Below are 17,226 nucleotides of genomic sequence, written 5' to 3' on the forward strand. Positions count from 1 at the left end.
TATTTCATATGATAAAATATTTTTTAAATCTAAATATTCTTTCATTTAAAGAGGTGAATGAAGTGCTACCAACAAAATTGAAAAAAGGTAATGAAATTAGAGTTATTTCACCATCTTGTAGTTTAAGTATTGTCTCAACTGAAAACAGGAAGCTTGCTGTAAAAAGGTTAACCGACATGGGCTTTCACGTTACATTTTCAACATATGCTGATGAAATAGACAAATTTGCTTCCTCTTCTATTTCTTCACGCGTTCAAGACCTTCACGAAGCATTTAGAGACCCGAATGTAAAAGCCATTTTGACGACACTTGGCGGATACAACTCTAACGGTTTATTGAAACACCTCGATTATAATTTAATTCGAGAAAATCCGAAGTTCTTCTGTGGCTATTCTGATATTACCGCTTTAAATAATGCCATCTACGCAAAAACAGGACTCGTTACATATTCAGGACCCCATTTCTCTTCATTTGGAATGGAGAAAGGTCTCGAGTATACGAACGATTACTTTTTACAATGCTTAACTTCTACTGATCCTATTGAAGTCCTACCATCTGAAACATGGAGTGATGATTCTTGGTACATTGATCAGGAAAATCGAGAATTTATTAAGAATGAAGGATATGTTTCGATTCACGAAGGCGAAGCAACTGGAGAAATTGTTGGTGGTAATATGAGCACCTTAAACTTGCTACAAGGTACACCATATATGCCAAACTTAAAGGATAAAATTTTATTTCTTGAAGAGGATAGTTTAACTGGGAGAGCTACTCTTAAAACTTTTGATCGATATTTACATTCTCTTATGCAGCAACAAGATTTTGAACATGTAAAAGGCATCGTTATAGGAAAGATGCAAAAAGGTGCAGAATGTACGATAGAAGACATGCAAGAAATGATTGCTTCAAAGCCAGAGCTTGCACATATCCCTATCATTGCAAACGCAAGTTTCGGTCATACAACCCCGATTTTCACTTTTCCAATTGGCGGACGTGTAAAAATCATTTCTAACAAAGAAAAAACATCTATTACTATTTTAACGCACTAAAAAAGGGGCGAATGAGTCGCTCCTTTTATCGTTTTTCTATTTTTTCCAACGCTTTTTGCGGAATTGATTCTTTCGGGATTTCAGCCCATCCTTTTCCTTGCATACCTTTTGCATAAATTTTTATAAAAGCACCCGTATGCAATTCACGGTTCATCATTCTTTTAATAACCTGTAACTTCCCGTCTTCTGTATACCCTTTAAAAGTATACAAGTATTCTCCGTCTTTTTTCTCACCTTTATCTATCACCGCATAATAATCTTGTATTTCTTTATTTGAAAAGAAGTTGTCTACAAAAGCATGTACACCTTCTGTTTTTGTGTTCAAATAATACGCTGTTCCACCTAGAATAATGGCGAATACAGCTAAAACTTTAATTACCAATTTCATACATGAACCTCCTGTTTGCACTTCTTTTTCCCTAGTCATATATCTATACTTGTATTATACGAAAAATGGCATACTATACTCTATCTAAAAGTCTTACACTTTCCTTACATTATTGTAAGGCATTTTCACCTTATAGCCATTTCCCAATAAAAATTTTTTCCGTTTCATGAACTTTTATATTATTATTGAATGATACGAATTTTTATTACAAAAATCAAAGGAGACAGTTTTCAAATGGCTATCTTGCAAGGTTTAGCACTATTACTTGTTGTACTTTGTCTATTTACACTTTTCAGTTACCGTGCGCCTTACGGAATGAAGGCGATGGGTGCTTTAGCTAATGCAGCAATCGCAAGCTTTCTTATTGAAGCATTTCACCGTTATATCGGTGGAGAAATGTTTCATAATGACTTTTTACAATCAGTAGGAGAAGCTTCCGGTAGTATGAGCGGTGTCGCAGCAGCGATTTTAGTCGCATTAGCAATTGGTGTTTCCCCCGTATATGCTGTTTTAATCGGTATCGCTACTAGTGGATTCGGTATTTTACCAGGATTTTTCGCTGGATACGTTTGTGCCTTCGTCGTGAAATTTCTCGAAAAAAAATTACCGGCTGGTGTAGAGTTTTTAGCAATTTTATTTATCGCTGCACCAATCTCACGCGGAATGGCAATGCTTATGGATCCGCTCGTTAACGCAACACTGGGTAAAATCGGTTCTATGATTTCAGTTGCAACTACAGAAAGCCCTATTATCATGGGTATTATGCTTGGTGGATTAATAACAGTTATTTCTACCTCTCCACTGAGTTCTATGGCACTCACTGCAATGCTTGGATTAACAGGTTTACCAATGGCAATTGGTAGTCTTGCCGTAGCAGCCTCAGCCCCAATGAACTTTATTTTCTTTAAACGACTAAAGATTTGTTCAAAGAAAGACACAATTGCTGTAGCAATCGAACCTTTAACACAAGCCGATGTTGTTTCAGCAAATCCGATTCCAATTTATGCGACAAACTTCGTTGGCGGTGCACTTGCTGGTATTATTACATCTCTGTTCCAGCTCGTTAATAATGCACCAGGAACAGCATCACCAATCCCAGGACTTCTTGTTTTATTCGGATTTAATGACGTTGTAAAAGTAACAATTGCTGCTGTATTATGTGGAATCGTTACCACGATTGTTGGATACATCGGATCAATCGTGTTCCGTAAATATCCAATTCGCTCTGCTGATGACATTCGCGGCATTACTTCGGAAGAGAAGGTTGCATAAGAAAAAGAGCTATTCCCGTTGTTTGGGAATAGCTCTTTTTTGTGTTGTATGACGGTAAATCAAATTATATCAGCGATTTTTTAAATATATCAGTGCAACTCGAATTATATCGGCGATTTTTCAAATATATCGATCACAACTCAAAATATATCAATGATTTTTTCATTATATCGACGATTCGACAAGACATATCGACTTACCGACACATAACGACAAAATAAGAGCCCCTAATCATATAGAGGGCTCTTATTTTATCCAGCTACAGCGGCTAGAATGATCGGTGGCTTCGCTTCTTCCTTCGAGGCAAAAAGCGCCTCTACGTCTGAAGCTCCATCCCCCTCACATTCTGAGCGAGCCGCTTCCGCTTTTATTCTATCCAGCTACGCCTCCTAGCCCCTTGCGTCTAAGAACCTTCCCTGCCAAAAGGTAAAAAGCACCTTTTGCAGGAAAGAACCTTAGTCACCGGGTTTAAACAGTCGGCTTCGCTTTTATTTTACCCAACCGAGCAGCATTTCCCGCACGAATTTGCTTGCTGCGACTGGTGTTTGATCACTATGGTCGTAGACAGGAGCTACTTCTACTAAGTCCGCTCCAACTACATTTATATTTGAATTTGCAATTGCTACGATGGAATCTAATAATTCTTTAGATGTGATACCGCCAGCTTCTAACGTTCCTGTTCCTGGAGCGTGAGCTGGGTCTAATACATCAATGTCGATTGTGACATAGACTGGGCGTCCTGCAAGTTTCGGTAATACTTCTTTTAACGGTTCTAATACGTCAAATTTATATAAGTTCATACCTACTTCTTTCGCCCATTCAAATTCTTCCTTCATTCCAGAACGAATTCCGAAAGAATATACGTTTTCCGGACCAATTAAATCACACACTTTACGAATTGGTGTAGAGTGGGATAAAGGCTCCCCTTCATACGATTCACGTAAATCAGTATGAGCATCCATATGGATGATTGCTAAATCCGGATATTTTTTTGCCATTGCCTTAAAAATTGGCCAAGACACTAGGTGCTCACCGCCAAGACCTAGTGGAAACTTATCGGCATCTAAAAGTTTTGATACATATTCTTCAATCATGTCTAAGCTGCGTTGTGCGTTTCCGAATGGTAATGGGATATCACCCGCATCAAAATATTTTACCTCTTCTAGTTCACGATCTAAATACGGACTATATTCTTCAAGACCGATTGATACTTCACGAATACGTGCAGGGCCAAAACGAGATCCTGGACGGTAACTTACTGTCCAATCCATAGGCATCCCATAAATAACTACCTTTGACTCTTCAAAACTTGGATGACTTTTAATAAATACTTTACCTGAATAAGCTTCATCAAAACGCATATTCTTTTCCTCCTTATGTGGAACTTAAGGTATCCCAACCTTTCATTATTTCTCAAATTTGGAGCGAGTTGCTCCTCTTTCTCGATTTACCGGGTCTTCTGCTTCATAAAAAGAAGACAATTTTCTTTACAGAAGTGTAAATAACTAGCATGTTCAAGTCTTCTGGACAAACACCTTAAATGAGCTACTTACACTTTATTTGTTCCGTGCGATTCTCTTACTTAATTAAATCGCCAACAAATTTCGGTAACGCGAATGCTGCATTGTGTAATTCTTTTGTGTAGTATTTCGTTTCGATTTCGTGGAAACGCTCTTCACTTACTTCTAATGGATCATGTTTTTTAGATCCAATTGTGAACGTCCAAAGACCACTTGGGTAAGTTGGAATGTTCGCTGTGTATAAACGGGTAATTGGAAAAATCTCTTTTACGTCTTTAAACACAGTTGTAATTAGTTCTGGTGTAAACCAAGGGTTGTCCGTTTGTGCAACGAAAATACCATCTTCTTTTAACGCTTTTGAAATTCCAGCGTAGAAGCCTTTTGTAAATAGGTTTACTGCTGGTCCTACTGGCTCAGTAGAATCTACCATAATTACATCGTATTCATTTTCGCTTTCTGCGATATGTAGGAAACCGTCTCCTACTTTTACTTCTACACGCTCATTATCTAATGCACCTGCAATTGATGGTAAGTATTGTTTAGAGTACTCAATTACTTTTCCATCGATTTCAACAAGAGTTGCTTTCTTTACGCTTGGGTGTTTTAACACTTCACGAATAACACCGCCATCGCCGCCACCTACAACTAATACGTTTTCAGGGTTTGGATGTGTAAATAAAGGTACGTGCGCTACCATTTCATGATAAACGAACTCATCTTTTTCTGTTGTCATAACCATGCCATCTAAAATAAGCATGTTTCCGAACTCTTCCGTTTCAACCATATCAAGTTTTTGGAATTCTGTTTGCTCCGTATGTAATGTGCGGTTAATACGCGCCGTAATCCCAAAATGTTTTGTTTGTTTTTCAGTGAACCATAGTTCCATCGTACAATCACGCCTTTCAATGCAAATTTATAATAGGGACATCATTAATGTCCCCTAACAAAAATAAAACAAAACATCCAAAAAGTATAGTTAAAAGTACAAAAATACCGAAAATATATTTTAGTCAGAGGGTTCTAACATATACATATAAAGAAAACCCTTTCTTAAGAAAGGGTTTTTCTCTCTACTTCTACCGGTTTTCGAATCGGAATTAAAATCATTACACAACCAACTAATACAACAATCCCACCTACTAAAAATGGACTTTGCGGTGAAACAGTGTGGCCGATAATCCCTGATAAAATGGGAGCGATCGCGCCACCTAACCAACGAACGAAGTTATAAACACCAGATGTAACAGATCTTTCATAAGGTGAAATATCCATTACATAACTTGTAAATAATGCATTATTTAATCCTGATGCTAATCCTGATAGAACAATTAATACAATTTGTAACCACATAATTTTCACAAAGAATAGTGCAATTAAGAACAGGGAAAATACGAGTAAACTGCCTTTTAACAATGTTTTCGGCTCATATTTCCCTTCTAGCTTATGTGCTAAAATTGCAGAACCGTAAGCTAACGCGAGTCCCCATCCACAAAATACAAATCCTAATTGAATAGCAGATAAATGCATAATAAGTGGTGAATATGCTAACACAACGAAAAATCCGTAGTAGTATAACATTCCTGAAATCGCGCCTTGCATAAATGGTTTATACTTCACCAGGTTAAGTAATTCTCCTACGCCTGCCGCTTTACGTTTCACTTTTCGCTCTGGTTCTTTCACAAAAAAGAAAACTAAAATAAATGCTAAGAAAATTAAAATACTCGTTGCGAAAAATGGGTAACGCCAAGAATGTCCACCTAATATACCACCTAATAATGGTCCGCCCGCCATTCCTAAACCGATGGCTGCTTCATATAATCCTACTGCTTCATGAACTTCTTTACTTAATGCAATCAATAATGTCATCGCCGTTGCGAAGAACATTGCATTTCCTAATCCCCATCCAGCGCGGAAAAGAGATAATTGAGCAATCGTTTGCGATACACCACATATAAACGCAAATACAGTTACGATCGCAAGACCAATTGTCATCATTCTTTTATCACCAAATCTTGATGCAAATATACCAGCTGGTAACATCATAATTGCCATCGTTAAAATATACGCTGTAAATAACATCTCGACTTGCCAATGCGTTGCCCCAATCTTTTCAGCAATAATCGGCAAAATTGGATCGACTACCCCTATACCTGAAAAGGCAAGGAAAGTAGCCACCACTGTAATCAATCTCCCTATTTTTTGTTTGCTCTCCATTTTGATTACTCTCCTTTTGTATTCTCTAAAAATGTCACTGCACGGTGTAAACTATCCTCAAGTTCCGCCTTCACACGCTGCATTTGCTCCATTTTCTCGTCTAGCGTTTGCACTTGTTTCTCAAGCATCTCTTTAATTTCTTGAATTACTTCACGATCACGAGGGTTCTCACTATTTCTTCTTTGCTCCATTCTTTCTTTTAACGATAAGAAATGTTGCATTTCTTGAAGCGTAATTCCTAGCACTTCTTTTGCTTCTACAATCCTTTTGATTCTTGCAATATCCTCATCTGTATACAGGCGAATATTTCCCTCACTACGTTCTGGAGGATGAATTAAACCAATTTCCTCATAATAACGAAGTGTACGTTTTGTTAAACCAACTTGTTTCGTGACTTCATCAATCTTATACATGTTTATTCCTCCCTTCACTCGATTATTACATTTTACGTTAACGTTAACTTTTGTGCAACTGTTAGACTTTTGTAAATGTTTGTCATATTAAATTGTATTTTTTCAAAAGCAGTTTCATAATGAAAGAAAAGAAACGATAAGGAGAATTTCACATGAGTAAACCACTTATTTTCGCTCATCGCGGCGTAAAAGGAACACATCCAGAAAATACGATGATTGCCTTCCAAGAAGCTGAACGCATTGGCGCCCACGGAATTGAACTTGATGTCCACCTATCCAAAGATGGTGAACTTGTCGTGATTCACGATGAAACAGTCAATCGTACAACAAATGGCATGGGTCTTGTTTCTGAAAAAACGGTAGAAGAGTTACAAGCTTTAGATGCCGGCAGCCATAAAGATCCTTCTTTCCATGAAGCAAAAATCCCAACGTTACGAGAAGTATTTATTTGGTTATCTACAACAAGCTTACAACTCAATATTGAATTAAAAACAGACGTCATTCACTATCCAAACATTGAAGAAAAAGTTGTTGCTCTCGTTCGAGAATATCATCTTTCTAATCAAATTGTATTCTCTTCATTTAATCACGACTCTGTTTCATTATTAGCAGAAATAGCTCCTGAAATCCCAAGAGCAATTTTATATGATACACCACTTGCTGACCCTATCGCTGAAGCAAAAAATAGAGATGCAACTGGTTTACACCCAAACTTTCAACTACTAACAAAGGAATTTGTTCAACTCGCGCAAAAGCAAGGGTATGTTTTCCGCCCTTATACAATTAATGAATACAAAGATTTACAAACTATGATTGATTATGGCGTAGATGTCATTATTACCGATTGGCCAGCACGTGCCTTTGAGCTCCTTTCTTAATTGAAGGGGCTCTTTGTTTTCGAAATTTCATTGTTTAAAATAATCGAAAACCCTCAATACTAATACAATAATGTTTGTATGAATGAGGGGCTGAAAAAGATGGATCAAACTATGAATCCGAAACTTAAAAAATATAAACGTCTTTTCTTCACCGTAATGTTTTCTTCTGTTCTTTTTTTCGTTTTTTCCTTTTTTGTTATTATTATAGTTGCAAAAATTATGGGACCTCCTCCTGTGGCTGTCCCGCAAACAAGTGTCTTTTATGCCAATGATGACACTGTTATAGGACAAAGTAATGAGGTACAAAAACGATACAATGTATCTCTCAATGAAATTTCTCCTTATGTAAAAGAGGCAACACTTTCTATCGAAGATCAAAGGTTCTACAAACATCATGGCTTTGATATGAAGCGTATCGCTGGTGCCATTGTTGCTGATTTAAAAGCGATGGCAAAAGTCCAAGGCGCTAGTACGATTACACAACAGTATGCCCGTAACCTATACTTAGATCATGATAAAACGTGGAAACGTAAACTATTAGAAGCAATGTACACAATCCGTCTTGAAGTGAATTATAATAAAAATCATATTTTAGAAGGATATTTAAATACAATTTATTACGGGCATGGTGCTTATGGAATCGAAGCTGCGTCCCGTCTATATTTTGATAAAACAGCAAAAGAATTAACATTAGCGGAAGCTAGTATGCTTGCAGGTATACCAAAAGGACCTAGTGTCTACTCTCCCTTTTTAAAAGAAGATCGTGCGAAAGAACGACAATCTCTTATATTAGATGAAATGGTAGAACAAGGTTATATTACGAAGAAACAAGCAGCTTCAGCGAAGAAAGAATCACTAACTTTCGCTTCATTAGATACGAAAAAAGTAGCAGAGGTCGCGCCTTATTTCCAAGATGCTGTACAAGCTTCTCTTCTTCGTGATATCGGATTAGATGAGCAAGCCTTACAAAAAGGCGGCTTGCGTATTTATACAACGCTAGACCCGAAATTACAATCGGTTGCAGAGCAAGCTGTAAAAGACCACATACCTGACACGACAAACATACAAACTGCGCTCGTCTCTATGAATCCAAAAACAGGGGAAGTAGCTGCCCTTGTTGGTGGAACTGATTATAATACAAGTCAATTTAACAGGGCTACACAGGCCGCTCGCCAGCCCGGATCTACATTTAAGCCATTTCTATATTATGCGGCATTAGAACGAGGATTCACCCCTGCTACGCGCTTAAAAAGCGAATACACCGTGTTCACTTTAGGTGACGGTGTTTCAAAGTATAAACCGAAAAACTATAAAGACTATTATGCAGACGATTTTGTAACAATGGCGCAAGCTCTTGCGGTCTCTGATAACGTCTATGCCGTGAAAACCAATTTATTTTTAGGCGAAGACATTCTTACAAAAACGGCGAAGCAATTCGGCATTAAGAGTGCATTAAAAGACGTCCCTTCCCTTGCGCTCGGTACATCTCCTGTAAAACCAATTGAAATGGTTAACGCTTATAGCATGTTCGCAAACGGGGGAAAAGAAGTAAAACCGATTTTCATTCGCCGCATTATGGATCATGAAGGAAATATTTTATACGATGCTCATTTGGAGAGTAAACAAGTTCTTGATAAGAGCAAAGCATTTGTGATGGAAGAAATGATGACAGGCATGTTTAATAAAAAACTAAGCAGTTATGCTGCCGTAACTGGTCAATCAATGTTATCTAAGCTATCAAGAACCTATGCCGGAAAATCTGGCTCTACTGAAACAGATAGTTGGATGATTGGGTTTACCCCGCAAATCGTAACTGGCGTATGGGTTGGATATGATCAACCTAAATCAATTTCAAACGTAGCAGAACAAGGCTATGCGAAAAGAATATGGACCGATACGATGGAGAAAGGCTTAGATGGACAACCTAAAAAAGAGTTTAAACAACCCAGTGACGTTGTTGCAGTTGATATTAACCCTGAAAACGGGAAAATTGCTACAAAAAATTGCCCAATTTCAGTGAAAATGTATTTTGCAAAAGGTACAGAACCAACTGAATATTGTATGGATCACGTTGATGATAAAGAGGAATTTGAAAAGACAACTGAAGAAAAGAAAAAAACAAGTTGGTGGAAAAAATATCTTCCTTGGTAGAATATCAGGCTATTTCACTGAACGTGGAATAGCCTGATATTGTCATTCTTTGTCGGTAAGTCGATATTCCTTGTCGAATCGTTGATATATTTTCATACAACAAGCCAAAATAAAAAGGATGTCTCACTAGTCAACAATCGACTAGTGAGACATCCTTTTCTTTTATTCACTTAATAATGCACGGCGCAATTCTTCGCTAGATTCGTTCCAAATCGCTTCATTATGTTCTTTTAAGAATGTACCAAGTACTTTTTTAGATGATTCGTCCATATGGTCAACCATAATGTGACGCTTCAATGATTTATCCATTTTGTTTACGTGCTCTGGAAGTGATTTATATCCGCGGCGAATCTCACGGTCAACTGTCATTTCACAAGCTGTTACACCTGCGTAATACGCACCTGTCGCAGTTCTTTCAATCGTTACCCAAACAAGCCAGTATGGTTTTCCGTTTGGAACTTCATCTTTATTTGTTAAAAACTTAATACCTTTTTCTACTGTACTACGCGCGTGCATCGCACCAATATCAACGAATGCAGTTTTCTCTAGTACATCAACAAATACAGGTGAAATGTTTTCTAAGCTTAATGCCCCAACACCAAATCCACCATGTCCATCTGTTGAATCATTTTTCACGATATTAAAACCGATTTTTTTCTTTTTCTCTGTCATATGTATATTCCTCCTCACTTAATGATTATAAAAGGCCAAAGATAGGCGCAATGATACTGTTTAAAAATGCAAATACGTATGGAATGACAACACTAAAAATAGGTTGGATTGTGTAATTGCTAAGCGGTGTAATAACTAGAATTAATAAAGCAATTGCCCCGTATTTTTCATACTGTGTCATTTTCGCACGAATATTTGTTGGTGCTAAATCCTCCACTACGCGATATCCATCAAGTGGCGGGATTGGTAATAAGTTAAATACAAGTAAAACGATATTCAACATAATAAAAATCTGGAAAAATTGAGCTAACGTATCTGCTACTGCAAATGGAATTGAGTCTAATACACCAAATGTTAATAAGCTATACCAAATAATTAAACCAATTGCACTTAAAATTAAATTACTAATCGGTCCTGCAATTGAAACTAATACCCCTGCAAGACGAGGTCTTTTAAAGTTATATGGGTTAACAGGAACTGGTCTTGCCCAACCGAAACCAAGAATTAATACAGCAATCATCCCGATAGGATCTAAATGTGCCATCGGTGATAAAGTTAAGCGCCCTTGTCTCTTTGCTGTATCGTCTCCAAATTTATATGCTACATATGCATGCGCAAATTCATGCACTGATAACGCAATAATAATGGCCATTGCTACCAAAGGAATTTGGTGCAACGGGTATCTAAATAACTGATCCATGTTTCATCTCCTCTTCCATATGTCAAAAAAAGAAATTATTTGTTTTTTCGATTGTTCTTCCCCATAATCCGCTATAATAAGAGTGTAACTTACATAAAAGGAGCGATTATATATGCCATACGTAACAGTGAAAATGCTAGAAGGACGCACAGAAGAACAAAAGAAAGCTCTTGCTGAGAAAGTAACAGCAGCAGTAAGCGAAACAACTGGTGCTCCTGAAGAAAACATCGTTGTTTTCATCGAAGAAATGTCTAAAAACCATTATGCAGTTGGCGGAAAACGCTTAAGCGACAAATAATTTCAAGTTTTTTCATAAGAAGCAGCTCTTAGCTGCTTCTTATTTTTTTCCTTCTAGTAACTCGATGATTCTCTCTTTATATTTTCCTTTTCTTCCATCTTCATAGATTAAATCATGCGGATAGAATAATTTTTGATCCCTTCTCTTCTTACCAGTAATCGCCTCAACAATATCCGATTCACGTGAAAGCTCTCTAAGCTCTCCATTTGGCATAAGAAGTAAGATTGGTAAACGCTCTTCTTCTTCACCCGCTCGGTAGAAGTCGTACGGTAAGTCTGATGTCGAATCAACAACTAAATAGTACTCAGGATCGAGTCCAATCTTTTTAAATAAACTACTTAATTCCATCCAATTATCTAAACCATGCTTATCTGTAAACTCTACGTATTTAAATAGGTTTCGATTCATAAAGCGGCGGCATAAATCGCTTAAAATTGGATCTTCTTCGTCTTGCCATACTTGGAAGTAATAATACATAACGTTCTCGTCTAACTTTAAATAATCCTCTACTGTTACTTCTTCTTCAAATAAGGAATAGAAATGAACCGGATGATTTTTAAATGTATAATACTTCTCGTGCAATGATTTTGCACGGTGTAAAATCTTCGTTAAAATAACTTCGGCACTTCGCGTTACCGGGTGGAAATATACTTGCCAATACATTTGATAACGACTCATAATATAATGCTCAACAGCATGCATACCACTATTTTTAATAACTACTTGATTCCCGTACGGACGCATAACACGCAGTATACGTTCCATATCAAAGTTTCCATATTTTACGCCAGTAAAGTACGCATCCCTTAATAAATAGTCCATGCGATCTGCATCAATTTGACTGGAAATCATGCTAATCGCTAATTTATTAGTAGATGTTTTCGCAATTACATCGGCTACCTTTTGTGGGAAATCTTTATCCACACGACTTAATACGCGATTAATCTCCGTATCTCCAACGATAATCTTTTGCGTAAATTTCTCATGGTCTAATGAAAATACTTTTTCAAACGAATGAGAAAATGGACCGTGACCGACATCATGAAGTAATGCCGCACATAAACATAACAATCTATCTTCAGCATTCCAATTCGGCCTGCCATCAAACACATCATCAATCATACGACGAATAATTTCATATACACCTAACGAATGAGTAAAGCGACTATGCTCTGCACCGTGAAATGTAAAAAATGTCGTTCCAAGCTGCTTAATACGGCGCAAGCGTTGAAATTCTTTCGTTCCGATTAAATCCCAAATAACACGATCGCGCACGTGCACATATTTATGTACCGGGTCTTTAAACACTTTTGTTTCGCTGAGTTTGTCGTTTAAATATACCACCTTCCGACATCCCCCTTTCTTTACTGCATTCTTACTATATATTATAAACGAAATAGGAAACAGAAAGAAATGAAAGACTATATTAATTGCCCTTATATAAAGAAAAAATCACTTTTACCGGGGTAAAAGTGATCTCTTTTTATACATTATTTCCCTAAAACGAACGCAGCAACTTCATCTAAGATCATTTCTTTACCTAGCGGGAAGTAACCTTTGTTTAAGTCTTCATTTTTAATTGTAAATACGTGGTTATTTTTAACAGCGTTCATATTTTTCCAAATTGATTCTTCTTGGAATTCTTTTAGACGCTGAGAACCGTCACCAGTCGTAAATACGAATAAGTAATCTGGGTTGTAATCAATTAAAGCTTCTTTTTGTACTTGTACTAAAGGTTTATCAGTTGGTGTACCTTTAACTGCTGGTAATTTTAAATCGTTAAAGATTACGCTACCGTAACCGTAGTCACCGTATACGCGGAAGGCGTTTGGATATGCAGCCATCTTCATGAATGTAGCATCGCCAGTTTTCGCTACGATTTTGTCATGTAATTTGCTTGCTTTTTCATCATACTGTTTGAACCATTCTTTTGTTTCTTTCTCTTTACCGAAGATTTGACCTACTTCTTCGAATTTTGGACGCCATTGGTCTAATGGAGTTTTTAACATAACTGTTGGTGCAATTTTAGATAATTGATCATAAATCTTTTCTTGACGATTGTTTACAAGAATTAAATCTGGTTTTGCAGCAGCTACTGCTTCAATGTTAATTTTATCGCCCCAAGCAGAGCCAACTGGTTTAACGTCTTTTAATTTATTTGCAATATGTGCATCAATTTTTTCTTGAGATGTATTAGCAGTAATAATTGGTTTCATACCAAAAATTAATAATTCTTCTGTTGAACCACTAAGGTCAGCAATTTTCTTTGGATTTGCAGGGATTTTAATTTCCCCTTTTGCATGTTGTACAGTGCGCTCTTCAGTCTTCGCATCTTTCGCATCTGCTTTCTTCTCTTCTTTGTTAGAACAAGCTGCAAATAGTACAGAAGTAACGACTAGTACCATTGCTAATAACGCCATTTTAAAATTCTTCATGTTCCCACTCCTTCTAGCTGTATTTCTCTTATAAGTTACAATGAACTATAAGAAACAAGATTAACAATTAATCAATATATATTTATTAATTGTTTTTTTATGCCCCGTTCTAACGGGTGTTCAACTTCCTATTTACTAATAAGAAGCTCAACATCCATTAGAAGCCCCCCTCTTTACGAGGGGGATTCTACTTATGCTTTTTTACGCAATTGATTACTAATCATCGCTAAATCATATGTTAAACAAATTGGTTTGCAGTTTACTGGACATGGAACGATTTGAGCTTCGATCTCAAATACACTGCGAAGTGTTTCACTCGTCATCACTTCGTCTGGCGTTCCTTGTTTCATTAACTTACCAGCTTTTAATGCAATCATATGATCTGAGAAACGAGAAGCATGGTTTAAGTCATGGATAACCATAACAATCGTTCTACCTTCTTCTTCGTTTAACTTTTTCAATAAGTTTAATACTTCTAATTGATGAGCCATATCTAAGTACGTTGTCGGTTCATCTAATACAAGTAATTCTGTCCCTTGTGCAAGAGCCATCGCAATCCATACGCGTTGGCGTTGGCCACCTGATAACGCCTCTGCTGGACGATTTGCGAATTCTGTCATTCCCGTCACTTCAAGTGCCCAATGAATATAGCGATAATCCTCTTCTTTCAACGTTCCAAATCCTTTTTGATGAGGAAAGCGCCCATATGAAACGAGTTCAAATACAGTAAGGCCAGTTGGCACTTCTGCAGTCTGTGGTAAAATTGCCATTTTCTTTGCGATTTCTTTCGTTGGTTGTTTCTCGATTGCTTTTCCGTCAAGATAAACAGTACCTTTTTTCGCCTTCAAAATACGAGAAGCCGTTTTTAATAATGTGGACTTCCCACAACCATTTGGTCCAATAATTGTTGTAATTTTCCCTTCCGGAATTTCAACTGTTAATCCATCAATAATTAACCCTTCATTATAGCCAACAGATACCGCATCAACTGCTAAAGTTGCCATACAAAAAGCCTCCCTTTATTTTGTCCTCATAAGTAAGTATATGAAATACGGTGCACCAATTACAGAAATAACAAGACCGACCGGTATTTCTGAAGTTGTTAACACACTTCTTGAAATTACGTCTGCGAATAAAAGTAAAAACGTTCCTATTAGTGCAGCGGTAGGCAGCATAATTTGATGTTTACCACCAACAAGGCGCCTCGCTAAATGCGGAGCCATTAAACCGATAAAACCAATTCCTCCGGCAACAGCAACAGATGCACCAGCTAAACAAACTGCAATAAATAATAATTTACGTCTTTCTTTTTCTACATTTACACCAAGGCCAACTGCTGTGGAGTCGCCTAGGTTCATTACGTTTAATATGTGAGCCTTACTAATAGCAAGTGGCAAGAAAATAACCATCCACGGAAGTACACTTAGTACAAACTTCCAATCTGTGCCCCATAGACTTCCTGCTAACCAAATCGTAGCAAAACGGAAATCGTTAGATGTCATCTTCATAGAAAAAATTAAACTAACAGCACCAAACCCAGCTGCAACAGCGATACCGACAAGTATTAATCTAGTTGATGAAACGCCGTCTTTCCATGCTAGTAAATAAATAATAACCGCTGCTAATATCGCACCGACTAACGCAAAGAAAGGAAGAATGAATACAGATAAAAATGTACCAGTTCCTACTTTCCCGAAGAAAAAGTAGACAAAGATAACAACTGTTAATCCCGCTCCAGCGTTAATACCGATAATACCTGGATCAGCAAGTGGATTTCGTGATAACCCTTGCAAAATTGCACCTGACATAGCTAAAGCAGATCCAACTAGTATAGCAATGAACATACGCGGCATACGGAATTCAAATAAAATAACAGACTGATCTTCAGCCCCGAGTCCAACCAATGACTTTAATACGTCCGCTGGGGGTATTTTAAATGTCCCTGTATTTAAACTCACTAAAAATACAGTAACGATTAATCCTACTAAAATTGTTAAAACAGAAACATTCTTTTTTGTTAAGACACTTGTCCTCACATTTTTCCTCTCCCTTCGTTACGTGCTAAGTAGAGGAAGAATGGAACCCCAATTAGCGCTGTAATTGCTCCAATTGGCGTTTCAAACGGCGGATTAATAACGCGAGATAACATATCTGCACATTCAATTAACAGCCCGCCTAAGACCGCAGAACATGGAATAACCCATCTATAGTCTGAGCCTACAAGGAAACGAGTCATATGTGGGATGACAAGACCAACAAATCCAACCGATCCTGCTATAGAAACTGCCGAACCTGTTAACACAAGAACAAGTACTGTCCCGATAAATTTAATTAATGTCGTATTTTGACCAAGTCCAATCGCAATTTCTTCACCGAAGCTTAAAATTGTAATATACCTCGACATCATAATTGCAATGAAGAGACAAACTAGACCAATCGGTACTAACATATTAATACTTTCCCATTTCACGCCAGCAACTCCGCCTGCGTTCCACATACTCACCTCTTGGGCAAGATTGAAATATAGCGCAATTCCAGATGAAATGGCCCCTAATAAAGCACTAATCGCTGCACCCGCTAAAGCTAATTTCACAGGCGTTAATCCACCTGGTGAAGAAGATCCAATTCCATATACAATGCTCGCTCCAAACGCAGCACCAATAAAAGATGCGATAACGAACAGTAAATAAGGTGAATTAGGGAAGAATGCATACATAATTGCAATTCCAAATACAGCCCCATCTGTAATCCCCATTAACGATGGGGAAGCAAGTGGATTTCGCGTCATACCTTGCATAATTGCTCCTGATACCGCTAAAAAGGCACCTGCAACTACGCCCCCTATTGCTCTAGGCATGCGAAGTTCTTGAATTACGTTATGATGCGTAATAGAACCGTCAAACTGAAACACAGCTTGCCATACAGTCTTTAAACTAATATCTGCAGCACCAAACGAAATAGACAATGCCATGCTTAAAGCTAACAAAATTGTACCTGCTACTAAAATAATAGAAGCAATGAGCGGCCTGCTCTTAATCTCTTTAACATTCACATCTTGCTGTTCTATACTCCTTGCGCTCGCTTCCATCCCTCAACCATCCTAACCAACAACATATGTTTAATTTAATGAAATGAAATTTATTCTCAAATAGCAATAAAAAAATTAAATGAATCGTCCCTTTCCTGATAATGATTCTCAGAATCAGACACCTTCTATTCTACCTATCGCTTCAAAA

The 17,226-nt window shown here is 37.4% G+C and carries 17 protein-coding genes; 5 read left to right on the top strand and 12 right to left on the bottom strand.

Annotated features, from left to right (window positions below; genetic code table 11):
- Positions 1-62 precede the first annotated feature (62 nt).
- The gene (locus EKQ63_RS28335; RefSeq protein ID WP_143881715.1) at positions 63-1,049 is read left to right on the top strand and encodes a S66 family peptidase; all 987 of its coding nucleotides are present in this window, start codon (positions 63-65) and stop codon (positions 1,047-1,049) included.
- Between the two features lie 25 nt (positions 1,050-1,074).
- On the opposite strand, the gene EKQ63_RS28340 is transcribed toward EKQ63_RS28335, so the two are convergent.
- On the bottom strand, positions 1,075-1,437 hold the full coding sequence (locus EKQ63_RS28340) for a YxeA family protein (RefSeq protein WP_016719024.1): 363 nt from the start codon (positions 1,435-1,437) through the stop codon (positions 1,075-1,077).
- 234 nt (positions 1,438-1,671) lie between these two features.
- On the opposite strand from EKQ63_RS28340, the gene EKQ63_RS28345 reads away from it, so the two are divergent.
- Positions 1,672-2,709: a PTS sugar transporter subunit IIC gene (locus EKQ63_RS28345; protein ID WP_087955192.1), complete on the top strand. Its 1,038-nt coding sequence runs from the start codon at positions 1,672-1,674 to the stop codon at positions 2,707-2,709.
- A 488-nt stretch (positions 2,710-3,197) separates the two neighbouring features.
- Here the strand turns inward: EKQ63_RS28345 and speB are convergent, their stop codons facing one another.
- The 4 genes from speB to EKQ63_RS28370 form a co-directional block, all read right to left on the bottom strand.
- Entirely contained in the window at positions 3,198-4,070 is an 873-nt protein-coding gene (gene speB, locus EKQ63_RS28355; RefSeq protein ID WP_001209831.1) for an agmatinase, read from the bottom strand.
- Positions 4,071-4,287: 217 nt separating this feature from the next.
- Positions 4,288-5,115: a polyamine aminopropyltransferase gene (speE, locus tag EKQ63_RS28360; RefSeq protein WP_000424696.1), complete on the bottom strand. Its 828-nt coding sequence runs from the start codon at positions 5,113-5,115 to the stop codon at positions 4,288-4,290.
- A gap of 164 nt (positions 5,116-5,279) precedes the next feature.
- Positions 5,280-6,443, bottom strand: coding sequence for an MFS transporter (locus tag EKQ63_RS28365; protein ID WP_087995303.1), 1,164 nt, complete (start codon positions 6,441-6,443; stop codon positions 5,280-5,282).
- 5 nt (positions 6,444-6,448) lie between these two features.
- Entirely contained in the window at positions 6,449-6,856 is a 408-nt protein-coding gene (locus EKQ63_RS28370) for a MerR family transcriptional regulator (RefSeq protein ID WP_000276566.1), read from the bottom strand.
- A gap of 152 nt (positions 6,857-7,008) precedes the next feature.
- Between EKQ63_RS28370 and EKQ63_RS28375 the strand changes: the two genes are divergently transcribed.
- Together EKQ63_RS28375 and EKQ63_RS28380 are read left to right on the top strand one after the other, a co-directional pair.
- Complete coding sequence (locus tag EKQ63_RS28375) at positions 7,009-7,734, top strand: glycerophosphodiester phosphodiesterase (protein ID WP_087995302.1); 726 nt, start codon at positions 7,009-7,011, stop codon at positions 7,732-7,734.
- Positions 7,735-7,833: 99 nt separating this feature from the next.
- Positions 7,834-9,885 (top strand): transglycosylase domain-containing protein, encoded by a 2,052-nt coding sequence (locus EKQ63_RS28380; protein WP_087995301.1) that lies wholly within the window; start codon positions 7,834-7,836, stop codon positions 9,883-9,885.
- Between the two features lie 162 nt (positions 9,886-10,047).
- Here EKQ63_RS28380 and EKQ63_RS28385 read toward each other — a convergent pair whose 3' ends face one another.
- Both EKQ63_RS28385 and EKQ63_RS28390 read right to left on the bottom strand, forming a co-directional pair.
- On the bottom strand, positions 10,048-10,557 hold the full coding sequence (locus EKQ63_RS28385; RefSeq protein ID WP_000136687.1) for a YwhD family protein: 510 nt from the start codon (positions 10,555-10,557) through the stop codon (positions 10,048-10,050).
- 25 nt (positions 10,558-10,582) lie between these two features.
- The gene (locus tag EKQ63_RS28390) at positions 10,583-11,257 is read right to left on the bottom strand and encodes a site-2 protease family protein (protein WP_087955197.1); all 675 of its coding nucleotides are present in this window, start codon (positions 11,255-11,257) and stop codon (positions 10,583-10,585) included.
- Between the two features lie 112 nt (positions 11,258-11,369).
- On the opposite strand from EKQ63_RS28390, the gene EKQ63_RS28395 reads away from it, so the two are divergent.
- Positions 11,370-11,555 (top strand): 2-hydroxymuconate tautomerase, encoded by a 186-nt coding sequence (locus tag EKQ63_RS28395; RefSeq protein WP_001147171.1) that lies wholly within the window; start codon positions 11,370-11,372, stop codon positions 11,553-11,555.
- Between the two features lie 39 nt (positions 11,556-11,594).
- Here the strand turns inward: EKQ63_RS28395 and EKQ63_RS28400 are convergent, their stop codons facing one another.
- From EKQ63_RS28400 to EKQ63_RS28420, 5 genes are all read right to left on the bottom strand, one after another.
- Positions 11,595-12,899: an HD domain-containing protein gene (locus tag EKQ63_RS28400; RefSeq protein WP_000262739.1), complete on the bottom strand. Its 1,305-nt coding sequence runs from the start codon at positions 12,897-12,899 to the stop codon at positions 11,595-11,597.
- A gap of 146 nt (positions 12,900-13,045) precedes the next feature.
- Positions 13,046-13,990 carry an ABC transporter substrate-binding protein gene (locus tag EKQ63_RS28405; protein WP_087955199.1) on the bottom strand — a complete coding sequence of 315 codons (945 nt, stop codon included), beginning with the start codon at positions 13,988-13,990 and terminating at the stop codon, positions 13,046-13,048.
- A gap of 191 nt (positions 13,991-14,181) precedes the next feature.
- The gene (locus EKQ63_RS28410; protein ID WP_000212064.1) at positions 14,182-14,994 is read right to left on the bottom strand and encodes an ABC transporter ATP-binding protein; all 813 of its coding nucleotides are present in this window, start codon (positions 14,992-14,994) and stop codon (positions 14,182-14,184) included.
- A gap of 15 nt (positions 14,995-15,009) precedes the next feature.
- Positions 15,010-16,026: a FecCD family ABC transporter permease gene (locus EKQ63_RS28415; protein WP_143881716.1), complete on the bottom strand. Its 1,017-nt coding sequence runs from the start codon at positions 16,024-16,026 to the stop codon at positions 15,010-15,012.
- A complete protein-coding gene (locus EKQ63_RS28420; protein WP_087955202.1) occupies positions 16,023-17,078 on the bottom strand; it encodes a FecCD family ABC transporter permease in 1,056 nt (351 codons plus the stop codon). The genes EKQ63_RS28415 and EKQ63_RS28420 overlap by 4 nt, the downstream gene beginning before the upstream one ends.
- Positions 17,079-17,226 lie beyond the last annotated feature (148 nt).

Source organism: Bacillus sp. BD59S (assembly GCF_007363175.1).
In the GTDB taxonomy this organism is placed as follows: Bacteria; Bacillota; Bacilli; order Bacillales; family Bacillaceae_G; genus Bacillus_A; species Bacillus_A pacificus.